The sequence below is a fragment of the Olivibacter sp. 47 genome (assembly GCF_030372825.1).
Taxonomy (GTDB): Bacteria; Bacteroidota; Bacteroidia; order Sphingobacteriales; family Sphingobacteriaceae; genus Olivibacter; species Olivibacter oleidegradans.
Window position 1 is genome coordinate 2,375,112 of sequence record NZ_JAUCNR010000001.1, and the last position, 16,982, is coordinate 2,392,093.

The window sequence follows — 16,982 nt, forward strand, 5'->3', positions numbered from 1 at the left end:
AAGATCTTCGGTTATGCAACATTGGATCTATTACGATAGTAAAACCGGAAATGTAGATCGATTTGTGCATAAGCTAGAGGCCAGAACGGGTTGGTCCATCCGACGAATTTCTGAAAACCTGTCGATTTCTCAGCCGGGCCATCTTATCACATTTACTACCGGAAGGGGTGAGGTGCCCGTGGTAACAGATAAGTTCATGCAGCAAAACCATGATTTGATAAAGACGGTTTCTGCCAGTGGAAATAAAAATTGGGGACTCAACTATGGCAGAGCGGCAGATACCGTTGCAGCGATCTACCAACTCCCCGTATTATTTAAGTTTGAACTCTCGGGCAGTACCGATGATGTTCAACAATTTATTAACAAGATAAACGAATACCATGAATACCACAGTAACAAAGAATGCGAACATAGCTAAAAAGTGGATACTCCTGAATAACGAGATCATGACGAAAGATGACGACGATTTTCGCCTTTATAAGGATAAGGAAGCGGTAAGGTCATACTTTTTGGATTATGTAAATAAGAATACGGTATTCTTTTATACCTTGAAGGAAAAGATAGATTATTTGATTGAAAACAAATATTATATCAATTTCTATGCGCATTATTCTTTCGAGCAAATGAAGGAGGTATACGACTTTGTGTATGCGAAAAAGTTTAGGTTTCCTTCTTTCATGAGTGCTTTTAAGTTTTTTCAAAGCTATGCTTTACGAGATGATAGCGGTGAAAAATTCTTAGAGCGTTATGAAGACCGCGTGGTATGTGTTTCCCTTTATCTGGCATCGGGCGATTTGAATCGCGCGTTGGAGTATGCTGAGATATTGATTAATCAGGAATACCAGCCCGCGACACCTACTTTCCTCAATGCCGGCAAGCTACGTTCCGGTGAACTGGTTTCTTGTTTTTTGGATGAGATAGGCGATAGTTTGAGTGGTATCAGTTATGCCATTGACGAAGCGATGAAGCTGTCTTCTATTGGAGGAGGAGTCTCTTTTAATATTTCTAAAGTGAGAGCCCGCGGTGAAGCCATAAAAGGCGTGGAAGGACGTTCGAGTGGTGTTTTGCCGGTGATGAAAATAATGGAAGACACATTTTCTTATGCCAACCAATTGGGGCAAAGACCGGGAGCAGGGGCTGTTTATCTGAACGTTTTCCATAGCGATATTGAAGAATTTTTGGATTGCAAGAAAATCAACGTGGATGAGAAGTCGCGCATCAAATCCTTGTCAATCGGTGTTATCATTCCGGACAAGTTCATGCAAATTGCAGAACACGATGAGGTTTGCTATCTTTTCTACCCGCATACGGTCTATCAGGAATATGGTCAATACCTAGATGAAATGGACATGACCAAAATGTATGATGAACTGGTGAGCAATCCGAAAGTGAAGAAACGCAAAATCAATGCACGTCATTTACTGATTAAAGTTGCTCAAACACAAAAAGAAAGTGGCTATCCCTACCTCTTCTTTAAAGATAATGCCAATCGAGGGCATGCATTGAATGGGATTGGATCAGTGAAGTTTTCAAACTTGTGTACGGAAATTATGCAACTGTCAGAGGTTTCGGATATCAACCCATACCATGAAGAAGATACCATTCGTTACGGTATTTCCTGCAATCTAGGCTCGCTTAACATTGCTACCACAATGGAAAACCGCCGCATAAAAGAAGTCGTAAAAACAGCAATGCGGTCGTTGACAGTCGTATCCGATATGACAGATATTAAAATGGTCCCGACGATACAAAAAGCCAATCGCGAACTACATAGCGTAGGTTTGGGAGCCATGAATTTACACGGTTTCCTTGCTAAGAACTTTATTACCTACGAAAGCAAAGAGGCGCTCGATTTCTGTAACGTATTCTTTATGATGGTAAATTTCTATTCGTTGGAGTGTTCCATGGAAATCGCCAAAGAGCGGGGCGTGACATTTAAAGGTTTTGAGAATTCGGATTATGCCAATGGCGCTTATTTCGACAAATACATAAATAATGATTATTTCCCGGTAAGTGATCGCGTTAAAGAATTATTTGAAGGAATAACAATCCCGGACCGTGCTGCATGGGAGAAACTAAAGCAGGATGTTATGCAACATGGCGTATACCATGCTTACCGCATGGCCATTGCTCCTAATCAATCTACTTCCTACATTATGAACGCAACAGCTTCTGTTATGCCGGTAGTAGATACAATAGAGGTTCGGGAATACGGCGATAGCACGACCTATTATCCTATGCCTTATCTAAATAACGACAACTATTTTTATTATAAATCGGCCTACGATATGGATCAAAATAATGTGTTGCGTTTGATATCTGTTATACAAAGGCATGTGGATCAAGGTATTTCAACTATTTTGCATACCAATTCGAAAGATACAACGAGAGATTTAGCTAAGTACTATATATATGCTCATAAAATGGGATTGAAGTCACTATATTATACGCGTACGAGAAAAGCTTCTATCGATGAGTGTATCTCTTGTTCGGTTTAGTTTTTAGTATCAAGTAATAGGTATCAAGTAGCAGATAGCAACATAATAAAAGCGTCAGCTAGGAGTCCTGATACCTGTATCTTATGTCCTTATACTTGCATCTTACGTCTAAATAAAAAATAATGAATCAATATAAAGCAGTCAATTGGAACACGCCTGAAAATGAATATGTTGGCATGTTTTGGGAGCAAAATATAAGGCAATTTTGGATCGATACGGAATATATTCCCTCGAAAGATATCGATGTGTGGAAGAAGCTCACCCCCGAAATGCAGGAAACCTATAAAAAAGCGCTTGGAGGTTTAACTTTGTTGGATACCTTGCAAAGCCATACAGGGATGCCGAAGATATTGGATCATATCGATGGACTGCAGAGTAAGGCTGTTTTGTCTTATATGTGTATGATGGAGGCGATCCATGCGAAATCTTATTCGACGATCTTCACTACAGTAGCGAGTACACCTGAAATCAATGAATTATTTGAGTGGGTGCAAGACAATAAGTATCTCCAGTTTAAGGCTGCTACCATTGATCAATATTACCGATCATTAGATAAGAAAAAGGTAAGTAACGAGGAATTGTATATGTCACTTGCCGCTTCTGTTTTGCTTGAATCGTTTTTGTTCTATAGTGGCTTTTTTATCCCACTATGGTTAGCGGGGCAGGGACAAATGGTGGCAAGTGCGGATATTATTAAAAAGATTGTTGCGGATGAATCCATTCACGGTGTTTTTGTAGGGCTTTTGGCACAAGACATCTTCCGAAAATTATCGAATCAGGAAGAAGTAAAGAAAAAGGTTGTCGACTTATTGATGTTGCTCTACGAGAATGAGTTAAAATATACCGAAGAGATTTACACCGACGTCGGACTTACTGCTGAGGTAAAAGAATATGTACGCTATAATGCCAACAAAGCGTTAATGAACTTAGGCTTTGAAGAGCTTTTTGAAGTGAAGGAAGTCAATCCAATTGTGTTGAACGGATTGAACTTGGAAACAACGCAGCACGATTTCTTTTCAAAAAAATCTACAAATTACGAAAAGGCTACGCAGATCAGCCACCTGCACGATGAAGATTTTGCGCCGGATTTAACTTTACCTGTTTAGAGAATTGGAGGGAGTAGTTACTATTCCCAACTAACCGGTCTCTATTAACTATGGAAAAACCGAATGGCCAAACATTTGTTATAAGATAAAAAATAAACATCATGGCACATAGAGAATATCTTTTAACAGAGAGTGATTGCACGAATATTGAATTTTCCGAGCGTGTGATATCGATAGGAACGGGTACTTATATGATTTATAAAGGCGTTCGTGAACTTTTTAAGAGACCGTTGTTAGCTCTTGGTCAGGTAGCGATCGGCAGTGCATTATTATACCGAGGCGCAACAGGTACATGTGACGTGAAGCGATTGATCGAAAGGGAATATGAACATCCCGAAAAAGCAGAGTTTGTTTAAAGAAAATTTTATAACGAAAGCAAAGGCCCTATCTGTGTCTATCAGCAGGGCCTTTATTATTTTGCACACACCTCGCTGCTACAGCAGGTTTCTTTTTTGAATGATGGATCTTTTATTTCAGAAGCGTCATGAGCTCGTTTTGATCAGGTTTTTACTTTTTACTTTTGAATTTTTACTTTTGAATTTAATTATTACATACTAACGCCGGCTTTTGGCGTGAGTGGCTCGGGAAGTGGGGATTCTCCTAATATTTCCTTTAAATCAATCTCGATATTTTTGGCAATGGTGGTCATGGGTGTATCATTGGGCTGCCCTTCAAAGGGATCCTGTATTTGAATTGCGATTTGCTCAATGATTAAAAAGATAAAAGAGATAATGATGGCTAGAATAAGGGTAGCGTAACCTAGCTCTTTAACCATAGCAAAGGGTATCAAACAAGCAAAAGTGTGCACCAGCAACCACGAAAAATAACCGTAAGGTACAGGAAAGGGGGTGTTTTTTATCCTCTCTGCTTTTCCTAACTCGTCGGTCAAATTTTGCAGAATGGTTTCCAACTGGACGAGTAAGTAAGTATTAAGCCTTCCCGACTCATTCAGTTCAGTTAGTTGTTTTAGATTCATCATTAAAAGCGTATTCGGCACATGTCTTTTGCTCTTGATCGTGTCATAATCTTCGGGTGATAACAATCGATTTAAATGTTCCGCACCACCTTGCCTCCTTAGGTGTTTACCCATGGATTCGACAAAACCAATTTGTCTATAAATCAATGTGCGCGCAATATCGGTATTTTCCTTACCTAAAAAGCCCATCACTTCACGGGCAAAGGTTCGGGAGTTGTTGACGACAGCCCCCCAGATGATTCTTGCTTCCCACCACCTTTTATACGCAGCGTCGACACGGAAACCCATCAGAATCGAAAGGGCAGTACCCATGATGGCTATTTCAGTTTCCGGAATGGCGATTCGCCATCCGAATTCTATATAGCCAATGCATACAATAATTGATAACAATAAGTAAATAATGATCCATTTAGCAATAAGCCGAAACATATGGGCGGCTCGGATGTTGGTTTCTACAATCATATATTATGTATAAATACTATGCGCTTTGAAGGTGTGGCCATATCGAATAGGGTAACACTGGAAACGGACTATTGTTTTTTAGGCGTCGCAGTTTCTTGCTAAGATAATAAATGAAAATAAGTAGGGTAATTGGGATAGAAAAACCTTGGTTTAATACAAATACCCCATTATGCGCTAAATAGATTGCCGTAGAAAATTAGCGTGTGAAATTAGGCTAATAAAAAAAATTTATATTAGGTTTGTACTGATATAAAAAATTTATGATTCAGTTTCTGAAAGATAGTACCTTTGCCGTAAATGACGTCATCAACCGGTCGTGGGATGTGTTAAGAAAACACTATTTCTCTATTGCCGGACTTTGTTTACTGCTTTTTTTAACTTCCAATGCCTCCGGAATCTTGGCTTTCTACTTTCGCGATGTTAGTCGCGTATTGAGCTCGTTTATGGCATTTGTTTTTGTGGTATTGTATTTCGGTATCCAACTTACATTATTCAAGTATATCTTTCATGTAGTGGACGATGCAAGGGAACATGTTTCATTACAGGATACGATTCCAACAACAAAAGAAATTAGCTATTTTTTTATCGCGATGATAAGCTTAGTGGCAATGATATTGATCGCTTTCGCCATATTAGCGGTTATTATACTGCCGGTTATTTATATTTTTAATAGTACGGAACATGCGGTCGATTTATTTACAATCTTATCTGTAATCTTTCTTATCAGCTTTATGATGCGGGTTGCTTTTTACCCCTTTTTTATTATCGACCGCCACGAACGTCCGTTTAAGGCTATTCGCCTAAGTTTTGCCATTACGCGGGGTAATTTCCTGAAATTATTGCTTCTATTAACTTTTTTAACCATTTTGCATTTGTTGTCGATTTATTTCAACTATCGGTCGTATCCCATGTTGTCGGCAGCTTTGAGTTTAGTGAACTCCTTTTTAGTTGTTCCGCTTTCCAGTGTTGCTATCGCTTTGGCGTATCGGCAGATGATGAGAGAATACAAAGGGGAAGACGACCCAACGTTTATTAAAAATATTATTTGATTGGAATCAACCGTTAACTGAAAGTATGGGATTAAAAGCTGCTCTAAGTAAGCCTTTCGCTGCACTTGTGACTAAGAAAATTGATCAATGGAAATATCAAGCGGCGACCGTACAAGAAAAAGTTCGGGAGCAATTGGTATCGGCAGCGAAGAACACGACATTCGGAAGAGACCATCATTTTTCAACGATTCATTCATACGAAGATTTTAAAGAACAGGTGCCTGTTCGGGATTACGAAGGTTTACGACCCTATATAGAACGGGTGGTGGCGGGAGAGTCTGCCGTATTGTGGCCGGGGAAACCACTGTATTTGGCAAAAACCTCAGGAACTACCTCTGGAACAAAGTATATTCCGCTTACACGCGAATCGATGCCGGAACACATAACAGCGGCTCGAAATGCCTTGCTAACTTATATCCATGAAACAGGAAATACATCGTTTGTTGATGGAAAAATGATCTTTCTTCAGGGAAGTCCGGAGTTGAAAGAAAAGAACGGTATAAAAATCGGACGTCTTTCGGGCATTGTTGCCAATTATGTACCTACTTATCTTCAAAAGAATAGATTACCCACTTACGAAACTAACTGTATAGATGATTGGGAAACAAAAGTGGATGCAATTGTTGATGAAACGTTAAAGCAGGACATGCGGTTGATCTCGGGCATTCCACCCTGGGTTCAAATGTATTTCGAACGAATTTCCGATAAAACAGGAGGAAAGAAAATTAAGGATGTATTTCCAAACTACAGCCTTTTCGTATATGGAGGGGTAAATTTCGAGCCCTACCGCGCCCGATTGGAGGACATGGTAGGTAAAGGTATCGACTCTATTGAAACCTATCCCGCTTCTGAGGGGTTTATTGCCTACCAAGACTCTCAAACAGAAAAAGGTTTATTGCTCCTTTGTAATGCCGGAATTTTTTACGAATTTATCCCTGTGGAAGAAATCTTCCATGAAAAACCGACACGGCTTAGTCTTGGACAAGTCAAGTTAAATGAGAACTATGCCTTGATATTAAGCACGAATGCAGGCTTATGGGCTTACAATATAGGGGACACAGTAAAATTTGTTTCATTGAATCCTTATCGTATTGTCGTTACCGGGCGTATCAAACATTTTATTTCAGCCTTTGGAGAGCACGTGATTGGCGAGGAGGTTGAGTTTGCACTCATGCAGGTAGCCAAAGAAGAAGGCGTTGAAATCATCGAGTTTACGGTCGCTCCGCAGGTGAATCCACCGGCAGGTGAATTACCTTATCATGAGTGGTTCATCGAATTTGGAAAGCCACCGGTTGATATGGAGCGCTTTAGATTAAAGGTAGATCAGGCATTACAGCAAAAGAACACCTATTATTTCGATCTTATTGAGGGAAAGGTTTTGCAACCACTGGTCATTAGGACCATGAAAAAAAATACTTTTGTAGACTACATGCGATCTTTGGGGAAATTGGGTGGACAAAATAAACTGCCTCGTTTGGCAAACGACCGATCGATAGCGGAAAAAATAGAAGGCTATATTGTTTGATACAAATAATAATAATAATAACGCACAAAATGTAACATTTGGTTTCTTTAGAGAAGCTTGTAATTTAATAACAGATCCCTGATTTAAGGGAAGCAAATTACTTACAGATGAAAAGAATAGCAATATTGGGTGCGACGGGAAGTATAGGAACGCAAGCTTTGGAAGTAGCTCGGGAGCATTCGAGTCTTGTTAAAATAGAAGTACTTACTGCTGCAAACAATGCTGAATTGCTGATCAAGCAGGCACTGGAGTTCCTGCCAAAAACAGTCGTAATAACAGAAGAAAGCAAATACCAGCACGTTAAGGAAGCATTATCTGCAACAACAATTGAGGTGTTGACAGGTTGTAATGCGTTAAATGATGTGGTGAAAGGCGCTTCTATAGACATGGTTTTAACGGCTTTAGTTGGGTTTGCCGGTTTAGAACCAACTGTGTCGGCAATTCAAGCAGGAAAAGACGTTGCATTAGCCAATAAGGAGACATTGGTTGTTGCGGGGGAGCACATTATGTCATTGGCCAATCAATATGGAACCAAAATATTGCCTGTAGATTCGGAACACTCAGCTATTTTTCAATGTTTATCCGGTGAGTCACTTGCTTCAGTTGAAAAAATCTATCTAACTGCATCCGGTGGCCCATTTAGAGGAAAAGATCGAAGCTTTTTAGCCCATATTACAAAAAGGGAAGCACTGAAACATCCAAATTGGATAATGGGGCAGAAAATAACGATTGATTCTGCATCCCTAATGAATAAAGGTCTGGAAGTGATTGAAGCCAAATGGCTGTTCAATCTTTCTATCGAGCAGATTGAGGTTATTGTCCATCCCCAATCCATCATACACTCCCTCGTACAGTTTAACGATGGATCATTGAAAGCGCAATTGGGATTACCGGATATGAAGTTGCCGATTCAATATGCGCTTTTACATCCTGGCCGGCCCACCAATTCTTTTCAGCGATTTGATTTTATGGACTATCCGCAGTTGAGTTTTGAGAAACCGGATTTAGAAACTTTCGCAAATCTGCGACTTGCCTACCATGCAATACAACAGGGGGGTAATATGCCATGTATTCTAAATGCTGCCAATGAAGTGGCTGTGGCAGCATTTTTGAGCGACGAAATTGGATTTTTGGAAATGAGTGCGATTATTGAAGAGACGATGACACTAATACCTTTTATTCTTTCTCCGTCCTTAGTAGACTATGTAAGCATAGATAGGGAAGCCCGTAAAATTGCGAGTGATTTAGTAACAAAAAAGAAAAAAGTATATCAAATAGAAAAATAAAGAATGAGTGGATTAGTTATGGCGGGCCAACTATTGCTTGGCTTGTCAATTTTGATTGTTTTACATGAGCTGGGGCATTTTTTAGCGGCCCGAGCTTTCGGAATAAAGGTTGAAAAATTTTATCTATTTTTTGATGCTTGGGGCGTTAAACTTTTTAAGTTCAATTATAAGGGTTGCGAGTATGGTATAGGTTGGTTGCCTTTGGGTGGTTATGTGAAAATTGCCGGAATGATCGATGAATCGATGGATACGGAACAACTTAAAGGTGAGCCGCAACCTTGGGAATTCCGATCCAAACCGGCGTGGCAGCGACTTATTGTCATGCTGGCAGGTATTATTGTCAATATCATCTTAGGCATTTTCATTTTCTGGATGTTAACGCTTCGTTATGGGGAGACTTTCATCCCAAATGATAAACTGACAGATGGTTTGGCGCCCGGTATTATCGGAAAGCAAGTAGGCTTAAAAGCAGGAGATTTAATTACGGCAATTGATGGAGAAAAGGTCGTGCGATTTGAAGATGTTAGGAGCCCAAAGGTGTTGTTAGGTAATACCAAATTATCGATATTAAGAGATGGACAGACAGTTGACCTTATTGTTCCCGGCGATATCTTAAATGAAGTTTCAGATTTAGGTATAGACGAATTTGTTATACCTCGGTTTAGAGTCACGCATATCGAAAGTTTGCAAAAAGGTGGAACCGCCGAAAAAGCAGGGTTGAAACCGGGCGATAGTCTAATCGCTATCAATAATCAGTCGATCGTGTTTTGGGATCAGATGTCAGACGCCTTATTGGCAAACAAAAATAAAGAAACCAGTATAGTGTTTTGGAGAGCTGGTAAAATTGATACCGTGCAGGCAACGATAGATCCGGAAGGTAAGTTGGGTATTGCCGCGGGTCGTGATATTAGTCGGATCCCGCAAGAGCAGATCAAATACGGATTTTTAGAAGCGCTGCCGATTGGTGCCGGTAAAGCATGGGGGTCTTTGACAGACAATGCAAAAGCTTTGGGCAAGGTGGTAACGGGGCAGGTGAAAGCGAATAAGGCCCTATCCGGGCCCGTTGGTATTGCCCGCATGTTTGGCGGAGAGGTGGATTGGGTGAAATTCTGGAGTTTGGTAGGCTTGCTATCGATGGCCCTGGCCTTAATGAATATTTTACCGATTCCAGCTTTGGATGGTGGCCATGCTTTATTCTTAATCGTAGAGATGATTAAGGGTAAGCCGCTAAGTGATAAATTCATGGAGCGAGCGCAAATTGTAGGATTCGTAATTATCGTTGCCTTAATGATTTTTGCGTTAGGAAACGATATTATGAAGGCAATGGGGGATAAACTTCCCTGATAATCTGAACGATACATAAATTTTTAAAATTTATTTGGTGATTGTTCTATTTAGCAATATATTTGCATCCCGTTCACGAGGGAATGCCCAGGTGGCGGAATTGGTAGACGCGCTAGTCTCAAACACTAGTGGGAAACCGTGCCGGTTCGATCCCGGCCCTGGGTACTAAAACCGAAAGGCAGCAAGTTTTTAACTTGCTGCCTTTTTCATATCCCCAAATAGCTGTTTCGGACGATTCGTTAATTCATGGTAAACTTCAAAAGAATTCTTTTCAGCCAGTTATGAGCTAACTTACCTCATTTAAATGACACCATTTATTGAGATCCTTTAATTGGTTAAGGAGACAAGTCCTACGACAAGTTATTAAAGATTATTATTTTTATTCCACGCACATATCCGCAAGACAATTGTTTGGAACTGTATAAGGCATCATGTAAAATTGATAATAAGCGAGCCTTCTGTTTAGTCAATTAACGGATAAAAGCGAAGAAGACGTTTTATAACATAGAAAAAATGAAACCAAGAATTTCTGTATTAACCATTGGTGTGGACGATCTCGAGAGATCGTACCAATTTTATCATGAAGGCCTGGGCTTACCTTCGGACGGAATTATAGGGCAAGAGTTTGAGCATGGCGCAGTAGCGTTCTTTGATCTTCAAAGCGGTGTAAAGCTGGCAATTTGGCCAAGGAAGAGTATAGCGCATGACACGGGTATCCGGTTGCAACATTCTTCCGCTACCGAATTTACAATCGGACATAATGTTAGCAGTAAAGAAGAAGTGGATTTCATTATGGAGCATGCTGATAATGCGGGTGCAAGAGTCATTAAGCCTGCTTCCGATACTTTTTGGGGCGGTTATGCAGGATATTTCCAAGACCCGGACGGTCATCTTTGGGAGATTGTTTATAACCCCGCTTTTCTCCCTGAGGTTTAATATGAAGCCGTATTGGTCGACATTATCGGGCATAAAAAAACCTCACTTTGGGGAAGTGAGGTAAAACTACTGTTTTTTAATCAACCTAACCTAATGTGTAAAATGAAAGTAAGTGCCTTTTGATATAAAAACTGATACGAAGTAAATCGTTTTTTTTCAGGATAAAGAAATTTTTACACAGAAAGGTGTTTTTCTTACACTAAAAGGTTTTTTGGTGGTACGAAATGTCTATTTCCCGATATTTTTTGGCGTGAAGCCGTATTTTTTCTTGAAAGCTTTACTGAAATGATGAACATACTTGTAACCCATTAAATAGGAGGCATCCGTTACATTATGCTCGCCCTTTTGCAATCAGGTGTAATAGTCTACAACGCCAGAAAAGTTGATTAAGAAAAACCTTCATTTTTAATGTAGGATCCTTGAGAATTTACCTATTTTGACTAACTATTTTTATTTTTATCGTGGGGTATGCAAAATAAAGACGTTAGCATTGAATTGTTAATCATCGCTTGTTCAGCGGGAGGAATGATGCTTTTAATGGATTTGTTGTCTAGCTTGAAGGAAGATGTCGGCTTTGCGGTGTTGGTCATTGTTCACCGAAACGAAAAGTATGCAAGCTCGTTGGAACAAATGGCACAGCATAAATGTGTACTTCGGGTGAAATCGGCAGAAGAAAAAGAAACATTACAAGCAGGTACAGTTTATTTTGCGCCGGCAGGATATCACCTATTAATTGAAAAAGATCGCAGTATATCTTTAGACGCATCAGAACCGGTCCATTACTGTAGGCCGTCTATTGATGTCAGCATGCAAAGTGCCGCCGAAGTTTATAAAAAATCACTGGTGGCAATCCTATTGTCAGGAGCCAATAGGGACGGCGCCGAAGGCCTACGAGCTGTTTACAAGTATGGCGGCAAGACCCTTGTACAGGATCCGAGTGCCGCATTGGTTGATGTAATGCCGCGGGCGGCCATTGAAACAGGTGCTGTTACCGCAGTTCTTTTGGACGAACAATTGAAAGCATATTGTAAGAGCTTAGTTGAAGAAAATTAATGCTCCTATTATCAATGTGTTAACTTTTTTTGAATATTTTGTTTAAAAAATATTTGGAGGGAATGCCTTAATGTGTTAGTTTTGCAGTCCAAAATAACACTAAGTACTGCGGAAGTGGCGTAATTGGTAGCCGCACCAGACTTAGGATCTGGCGCCGAGAGGCGTGGGGGTTCGAGTCCCTTCTTCCGCACTTGATTCCTCCCGACAATATCGGGAGGAATTTTTGTATTAAGCATATTAAAACGCAACTAATGAACATTTCACAGGAGAGAGTAGACGACCTGAATGCAGTTATCAATGTAGAAATTACCCCTGCAGATTACACGGATCGTGTAAACAAAGCAATAAAGGAACAAGCAAAAAAGGCTAAGCTCCCGGGGTTCCGTCCTGGCATGGTGCCGGCTTCCCACATCAAAAAGACTTATGGTAAAGCGATTCTTTTTGATGAAATTAACCGGCTGGTAAGCGATAGTTTAAATAACTATCTTACGGAGAATAAAGTAGAGGTGCTTGGTCAACCGCTTCCAAAAGAGGGCTCTGAGTCTTCTTATAATTGGGATTTCAATGATGAGTTTAAATTTCAATACGAAATTGGTTTGGCACCGGCTTTTGAAGTGCCATTTAGTGAAAAAGACAAGGTGACCCAATATGATATTAAGGTAGATGATGAAACCTTGGCTTCGCGTATCAAAAATCTTCGTAAGAGCTATGGAAAAATGACGAATCCGGAAGTGTCAGAAGATGGAGATGTTTTATATAGCACATTAACGCAATTAGATGCTAGCGGAAATGCTTTAGAAGGCGGAATATCGAATACAGCTTCCGTGCGTACGGATCTTGTAGATGATAAAAAGATAAAAAAGTCTTTGATCGGGCTTAAAAAAGACGATGAGGTTAAAATCGACTTAAAAAAAGCATTCAAAGACGATACGATAGCGCGCATCTTGAATATAACGGAAGAGGAGGCAGCAGCTTTAACCGAAGGAACTTTCAAGTTGGTTGTGAAAAATGTAAACCGCTTGGAGGAAGCTGATTTAAACCAAGAGCTTTTTGATAAACTTTTTGGTAAAGATGAAGTAAAAACCGAAGAAGAGTTTAAGGCTCGTGTCACTTCAGAGGTTGAGTCGATGCTTGTTCAAAATTCTGATCAACGTTTACAACAAGACCTTTACAACTTGGGAATGGAAAAAGTGAATGTACAATTTCCTGATGAGTTCCTGAGAAAATGGTTAAAAGCGACTAACGAGAAATTGACCGATGAAGAACTTTCAGAAGGCTACGACGATTTTGTTAAAAATTTAAAGTGGACCTTGATTGAAAATAAAATCATTACGGAAAATAAGCTTGAAATCAAATACGAAGAAGTTTTTAAATTAGCTAAGGAGCGTATCGCGGCCCAATTTAAAATGTACAGTCCCGAGCCAATCAGCGAAGAACAACTAGCGCAGTATACGGTTCAATTTCTGCAGGATAAGGAACAGGCGAACAGACTGTTCGAAGAGGTAAAAGCCTTGAAGGTTTTTGATTTCTTAAAAGGTGTCGTGAAGCTGAATAAAAAAGAAATAGACTATAATAAGTTCCTGGAATTAAAGTAAGTCGCATAATTTTTTAGAAAGCCATCCGTTTGAAAAATGGGTGGCTTTTTCTATTGTCGCTAAGTTATATTTTGTCAGTTTTTTATTTCGGATAAGGCATTCTGTCAGTTTTGATCGTTCAATGTCGTGTTAAGAATGCTTGGCGCATTCTTTGATACCTGAAAGTAAAAAAATAGTATTCACGCAAGCTATCATTCGAGATTCTAGAATTAATCTTATATATTAGCTAGGCAAAAGGCAAAAATCATGAGTATAGATAAAAATGAATTTAGAAAATACGCTGTTAAACACCACGGTATAGGAAGTCAACATGTGGATAGTTTTATCAATCGGGTAGAGCAACAAATGCCGGTGTCGCTGACTCCTTATATTATTGAAGAACGCCAGCTAAACGTCGCCCAAATGGACGTCTTCTCGCGTTTGATGATGGATAGAATTATCTTTTTAGGAGATGCTGTAACCGATCAGGTGGCTAATATAATTCAAGCTCAGTTATTGTTTTTACAATCTGCTGATGCACATAGAGACATACAAATCTATATCAACTCACCAGGTGGTAGCGTTTATGCAGGTTTGGGTATCTATGATACCATGCAATATATTTCACCGGATGTAGCTACTATCTGTACCGGCATGGCTGCTTCTATGGGTGCTGTATTGCTAGTTGCAGGTGCAAAAGGAAAACGCGCTGCGCTAAAACATTCACGTGTAATGATTCATCAACCTTCAGGTGGTGCACAAGGTGTTGCTGCTGATATGGAAATCAATCTACGTGAGATGTTAAAGCTTAAAAAAGAATTATATCAGATAATTGCTGATCATTCCGGACAGTCTTATGATTGGGTAGAAAAGGCATCAGACCGCGACTTTTGGATGACGTCGGGCGAAGCAAAGGAAAACGGAATGATCGATGAAGTGTTATTAGGAAAGAAAGATAAATAAAATGGCAAAGAACCCGAGAGAAGTTACTTGTTCATTCTGTGGTTTACGCAAGTCAGAGACCTTGATGCTTATTGCAGGCAATGATGCACACATCTGTGATCGGTGTGTCGCCCAAGCGAACGAGATCTTAGCTGAGGAGCTGACATTGCGTAAAAATAAGAGTGTGCAGGCCGCACTTAAGTTATTAAAGCCAGCAGAAATAAAGTCGCATCTCGATCAATACGTTATCGGCCAGGATGATGCCAAGAAAGTGCTATCAGTTGCGGTCTATAACCACTATAAACGATTGAATCAGAAGGTGGAAAAGGATGAAATTGAGATTGAAAAATCCAATATCATTATGGTTGGCGAAACAGGTACCGGCAAAACACTTTTAGCAAAGACAATTGCAAAAGTATTAAATGTGCCTTTTTGTATTTGTGATGCGACCGTTCTAACAGAAGCTGGCTATGTGGGTGAAGACGTTGAGAGCATTCTGACCCGACTTCTTCAAGCTGCTGATTACGATGTAGCTTCCGCTGAACGAGGGATTATCTATATAGACGAAATTGATAAAATTGCCCGTAAAAGTGATAATCCGTCGATTACGCGAGACGTGTCGGGCGAAGGAGTTCAGCAAGCTCTTCTGAAAATCTTGGAAGGAACGGTTGTAAATGTACCCCCACAAGGTGGTCGTAAACATCCGGATCAAAAAATGATCGCCGTGAATACTAGCAATATTTTGTTTATTTGTGGCGGTGCCTTTGATGGAATTCAGAAAAAAATTGCTAACCGTATGCGTACGCAAACAGTTGGCTATAAAATGAATAGCGAGCATGCCGAGATTGATCTAAATAATCTTTATAAATACATTACACCTCAAGATTTAAAGGCTTTTGGATTAATACCGGAGCTAATCGGTCGTTTACCGGTAATTACCTATTTGAATCCGTTGGATCGGGAAGCGTTGTTGAATATTCTCACTGAACCAAAGAATGCCCTGGTCAAGCAGTACAAGAAATTGTTTGACTATGAACATATCGATCTTCAATTTGATACGGAGGTATTCGAGTTCATTGTTGATAAAGCCAACGAATTCAAACTGGGGGCTAGAGGACTTCGAGCGATATGCGAAGCCATTATGCTAGACGCGATGTTTGAAATCCCTTCGCGGGAAAAAGATGACGGTGGAGAGCTTTATATTAATCTCGATTACGCAAAACAAAAATTCGAGAAGTCAGATTTGAAAAAGCTGCACGTAGCTTAAAAAAATCCCCCGCACAAAACGGGGGATTTTTTGTATATTGTTATGAGGGTTGAGTCGTTAAGTTGTTGAGTCGTTAAGTTACCACTCAACTATCACCCTACTCAACTGGTTCCTAAAAAGAAAACGATGACTAAAACAGTAAAAGAAGTTGAATCGGCGGTAAAACCCGGTTTAAAGAATAAAGAAGATATCGTAAAGAATTGGTTGCCACGGTACACGGGGCGCCCCTTAAATGAATTTGGAGAATATATCTTATTGACGAATTTCTCACATTATGTAAAATTGTTTTCGGAATGGCATGATAACGCACCGATTTATGGCCTGGATAAGCCTATGCAGAGTGTCTCGGCCGCTGGTATCACAATTATCAATTTCGGTATGGGAAGTCCGGTTGCAGCCACCATTATGGACTTACTCTCCGCTATACAACCGAAAGCAGCCTTGTTTTTAGGAAAGGCCGGTGGCTTGAAAAAGAAGAATAGTATTGGAGATTTGATTTTGCCGATCGCCGCGATTCGTGGAGAGGGGACTTCTAATGATTACTTACCTCCGGAAGTGCCCGCTCTACCTGCTTTCGCACTTCAGAAAGCGATATCCACTACTATTCGGGATAATAGTTTAGACTATTGGACCGGCACTGTCTATACAACCAATAGGAGAGTTTGGGAACATGACAAGGATTTTAAGAAATACCTAAAATCTTTAAGGGCAATGGCGGTAGATATGGAAACTGCTACCATATTTACAGTTGGATTCGCTAATAAAATACCGACGGGTGCATTGTTGTTGGTGTCTGATCAACCAATGATTCCGGAAGGTGTAAAGACGCAGGAAAGTGACTCGTCCGTAACGGCAAACTTTGTTGAAACCCACTTAAAAATTGGTATCGATTCTTTAAAACAGTTGATCAATAACGGGTTGACAGTGAAACATTTGAAGTTTTAGTCCCGTTGCCAGCGCGCAG

Annotated in this window: 15 protein-coding genes and 2 tRNA genes; 16 read left to right on the top strand and 1 reads right to left on the bottom strand. The window is 40.1% G+C overall.

All coding sequences use genetic code 11. From position 1 onward, the window contains the following. The first annotated feature begins 13 nt into the window (after positions 1-13). The 4 genes from nrdI to QT327_RS10110 all read left to right on the top strand — a co-directional run bounded on the left by nrdI (position 14) and on the right by QT327_RS10110 (position 3,960). Positions 14-418, top strand: coding sequence for a class Ib ribonucleoside-diphosphate reductase assembly flavoprotein NrdI (nrdI, locus tag QT327_RS10095; RefSeq protein WP_013666179.1), 405 nt, complete (start codon positions 14-16; stop codon positions 416-418). Continuing rightward, positions 381-2,498: a class 1b ribonucleoside-diphosphate reductase subunit alpha gene (nrdE, locus tag QT327_RS10100; protein ID WP_013666180.1), complete on the top strand. Its 2,118-nt coding sequence runs from the start codon at positions 381-383 to the stop codon at positions 2,496-2,498. Before nrdI ends, nrdE begins: the two co-directional genes overlap by 38 nt. Before the next feature lie 122 nt (positions 2,499-2,620). After that, positions 2,621-3,604 carry a class 1b ribonucleoside-diphosphate reductase subunit beta gene (nrdF, locus tag QT327_RS10105; protein WP_013666181.1) on the top strand — a complete coding sequence of 328 codons (984 nt, stop codon included), beginning with the start codon at positions 2,621-2,623 and terminating at the stop codon, positions 3,602-3,604. A gap of 101 nt (positions 3,605-3,705) precedes the next feature. Then, positions 3,706-3,960: a YgaP family membrane protein gene (locus QT327_RS10110; protein ID WP_013666182.1), complete on the top strand. Its 255-nt coding sequence runs from the start codon at positions 3,706-3,708 to the stop codon at positions 3,958-3,960. Positions 3,961-4,151: 191 nt separating this feature from the next. Here QT327_RS10110 and QT327_RS10115 read toward each other — a convergent pair whose 3' ends face one another. Beyond that, on the bottom strand, positions 4,152-5,042 hold the full coding sequence (locus tag QT327_RS10115; protein ID WP_289552758.1) for a bestrophin family protein: 891 nt from the start codon (positions 5,040-5,042) through the stop codon (positions 4,152-4,154). A 260-nt stretch (positions 5,043-5,302) separates the two neighbouring features. Between QT327_RS10115 and QT327_RS10120 the strand changes: the two genes are divergently transcribed. The 12 genes from QT327_RS10120 to QT327_RS10175 all read left to right on the top strand — a co-directional run bounded on the left by QT327_RS10120 (position 5,303) and on the right by QT327_RS10175 (position 16,963). Beyond that, positions 5,303-6,091: a hypothetical protein gene (locus QT327_RS10120; RefSeq protein WP_013666184.1), complete on the top strand. Its 789-nt coding sequence runs from the start codon at positions 5,303-5,305 to the stop codon at positions 6,089-6,091. Positions 6,092-6,116: 25 nt separating this feature from the next. After that, complete coding sequence (locus QT327_RS10125) at positions 6,117-7,616, top strand: GH3 auxin-responsive promoter family protein (RefSeq protein WP_289552759.1); 1,500 nt, start codon at positions 6,117-6,119, stop codon at positions 7,614-7,616. A gap of 107 nt (positions 7,617-7,723) precedes the next feature. Next, a complete protein-coding gene (locus QT327_RS10130) occupies positions 7,724-8,902 on the top strand; it encodes a 1-deoxy-D-xylulose-5-phosphate reductoisomerase (protein ID WP_130857547.1) in 1,179 nt (392 codons plus the stop codon). 3 nt (positions 8,903-8,905) lie between these two features. Next, the gene (gene rseP, locus QT327_RS10135) at positions 8,906-10,246 is read left to right on the top strand and encodes an RIP metalloprotease RseP (RefSeq protein ID WP_289552760.1); all 1,341 of its coding nucleotides are present in this window, start codon (positions 8,906-8,908) and stop codon (positions 10,244-10,246) included. An 85-nt stretch (positions 10,247-10,331) separates the two neighbouring features. Then, positions 10,332-10,411 (top strand) — tRNA-Leu (locus QT327_RS10140). A gap of 348 nt (positions 10,412-10,759) precedes the next feature. Continuing rightward, positions 10,760-11,182: a VOC family protein gene (locus QT327_RS10145; protein WP_013666188.1), complete on the top strand. Its 423-nt coding sequence runs from the start codon at positions 10,760-10,762 to the stop codon at positions 11,180-11,182. Positions 11,183-11,650: 468 nt separating this feature from the next. Then, positions 11,651-12,235 carry a chemotaxis protein CheB gene (locus QT327_RS10150; RefSeq protein ID WP_289552761.1) on the top strand — a complete coding sequence of 195 codons (585 nt, stop codon included), beginning with the start codon at positions 11,651-11,653 and terminating at the stop codon, positions 12,233-12,235. A gap of 108 nt (positions 12,236-12,343) precedes the next feature. Next, positions 12,344-12,425 (top strand) — tRNA-Leu (locus QT327_RS10155). A 61-nt stretch (positions 12,426-12,486) separates the two neighbouring features. After that, positions 12,487-13,830 (top strand): trigger factor, encoded by a 1,344-nt coding sequence (tig, locus tag QT327_RS10160; protein WP_130857300.1) that lies wholly within the window; start codon positions 12,487-12,489, stop codon positions 13,828-13,830. Between the two features lie 246 nt (positions 13,831-14,076). Continuing rightward, the gene (gene clpP, locus QT327_RS10165) at positions 14,077-14,772 is read left to right on the top strand and encodes an ATP-dependent Clp endopeptidase proteolytic subunit ClpP (protein WP_013666191.1); all 696 of its coding nucleotides are present in this window, start codon (positions 14,077-14,079) and stop codon (positions 14,770-14,772) included. Between the two features lies 1 nt (position 14,773). Continuing rightward, on the top strand, positions 14,774-16,018 hold the full coding sequence (gene clpX, locus QT327_RS10170) for an ATP-dependent Clp protease ATP-binding subunit ClpX (protein ID WP_013666192.1): 1,245 nt from the start codon (positions 14,774-14,776) through the stop codon (positions 16,016-16,018). Positions 16,019-16,144: 126 nt separating this feature from the next. After that, positions 16,145-16,963: an AMP nucleosidase gene (locus QT327_RS10175; protein ID WP_130857301.1), complete on the top strand. Its 819-nt coding sequence runs from the start codon at positions 16,145-16,147 to the stop codon at positions 16,961-16,963. Positions 16,964-16,982 lie beyond the last annotated feature (19 nt).

What these genes read in the sequence shown, in the direction of transcription:
- QT327_RS10130 (WP_130857547.1), top strand. Translation starts at nt 7,724, where the DNA reads ATGAAAAGAATAGCAATATTGGGTGCGACGGGAAGTATAGGAACGCAA.
- QT327_RS10110 (WP_013666182.1), top strand. Translation starts at nt 3,706, where the DNA reads ATGGCACATAGAGAATATCTTTTAACAGAGAGTGATTGCACGAATATT.
- nrdI (WP_013666179.1), top strand. Translation starts at nt 14, where the DNA reads ATGCAACATTGGATCTATTACGATAGTAAAACCGGAAATGTAGATCGA.
- clpP (WP_013666191.1), top strand. Translation starts at nt 14,077, where the DNA reads ATGAGTATAGATAAAAATGAATTTAGAAAATACGCTGTTAAACACCAC.
- nrdE (WP_013666180.1), top strand. Translation starts at nt 381, where the DNA reads ATGAATACCACAGTAACAAAGAATGCGAACATAGCTAAAAAGTGGATA.
- QT327_RS10120 (WP_013666184.1), top strand. Translation starts at nt 5,303, where the DNA reads ATGATTCAGTTTCTGAAAGATAGTACCTTTGCCGTAAATGACGTCATC.
- QT327_RS10145 (WP_013666188.1), top strand. Translation starts at nt 10,760, where the DNA reads ATGAAACCAAGAATTTCTGTATTAACCATTGGTGTGGACGATCTCGAG.
- QT327_RS10115 (WP_289552758.1), bottom strand. Translation starts at nt 5,042, where the DNA reads ATGATTGTAGAAACCAACATCCGAGCCGCCCATATGTTTCGGCTTATT.
- QT327_RS10175 (WP_130857301.1), top strand. Translation starts at nt 16,145, where the DNA reads ATGACTAAAACAGTAAAAGAAGTTGAATCGGCGGTAAAACCCGGTTTA.
- QT327_RS10125 (WP_289552759.1), top strand. Translation starts at nt 6,117, where the DNA reads ATGGGATTAAAAGCTGCTCTAAGTAAGCCTTTCGCTGCACTTGTGACT.
- QT327_RS10150 (WP_289552761.1), top strand. Translation starts at nt 11,651, where the DNA reads ATGCAAAATAAAGACGTTAGCATTGAATTGTTAATCATCGCTTGTTCA.
- nrdF (WP_013666181.1), top strand. Translation starts at nt 2,621, where the DNA reads ATGAATCAATATAAAGCAGTCAATTGGAACACGCCTGAAAATGAATAT.
- tig (WP_130857300.1), top strand. Translation starts at nt 12,487, where the DNA reads ATGAACATTTCACAGGAGAGAGTAGACGACCTGAATGCAGTTATCAAT.
- rseP (WP_289552760.1), top strand. Translation starts at nt 8,906, where the DNA reads ATGAGTGGATTAGTTATGGCGGGCCAACTATTGCTTGGCTTGTCAATT.
- clpX (WP_013666192.1), top strand. Translation starts at nt 14,774, where the DNA reads ATGGCAAAGAACCCGAGAGAAGTTACTTGTTCATTCTGTGGTTTACGC.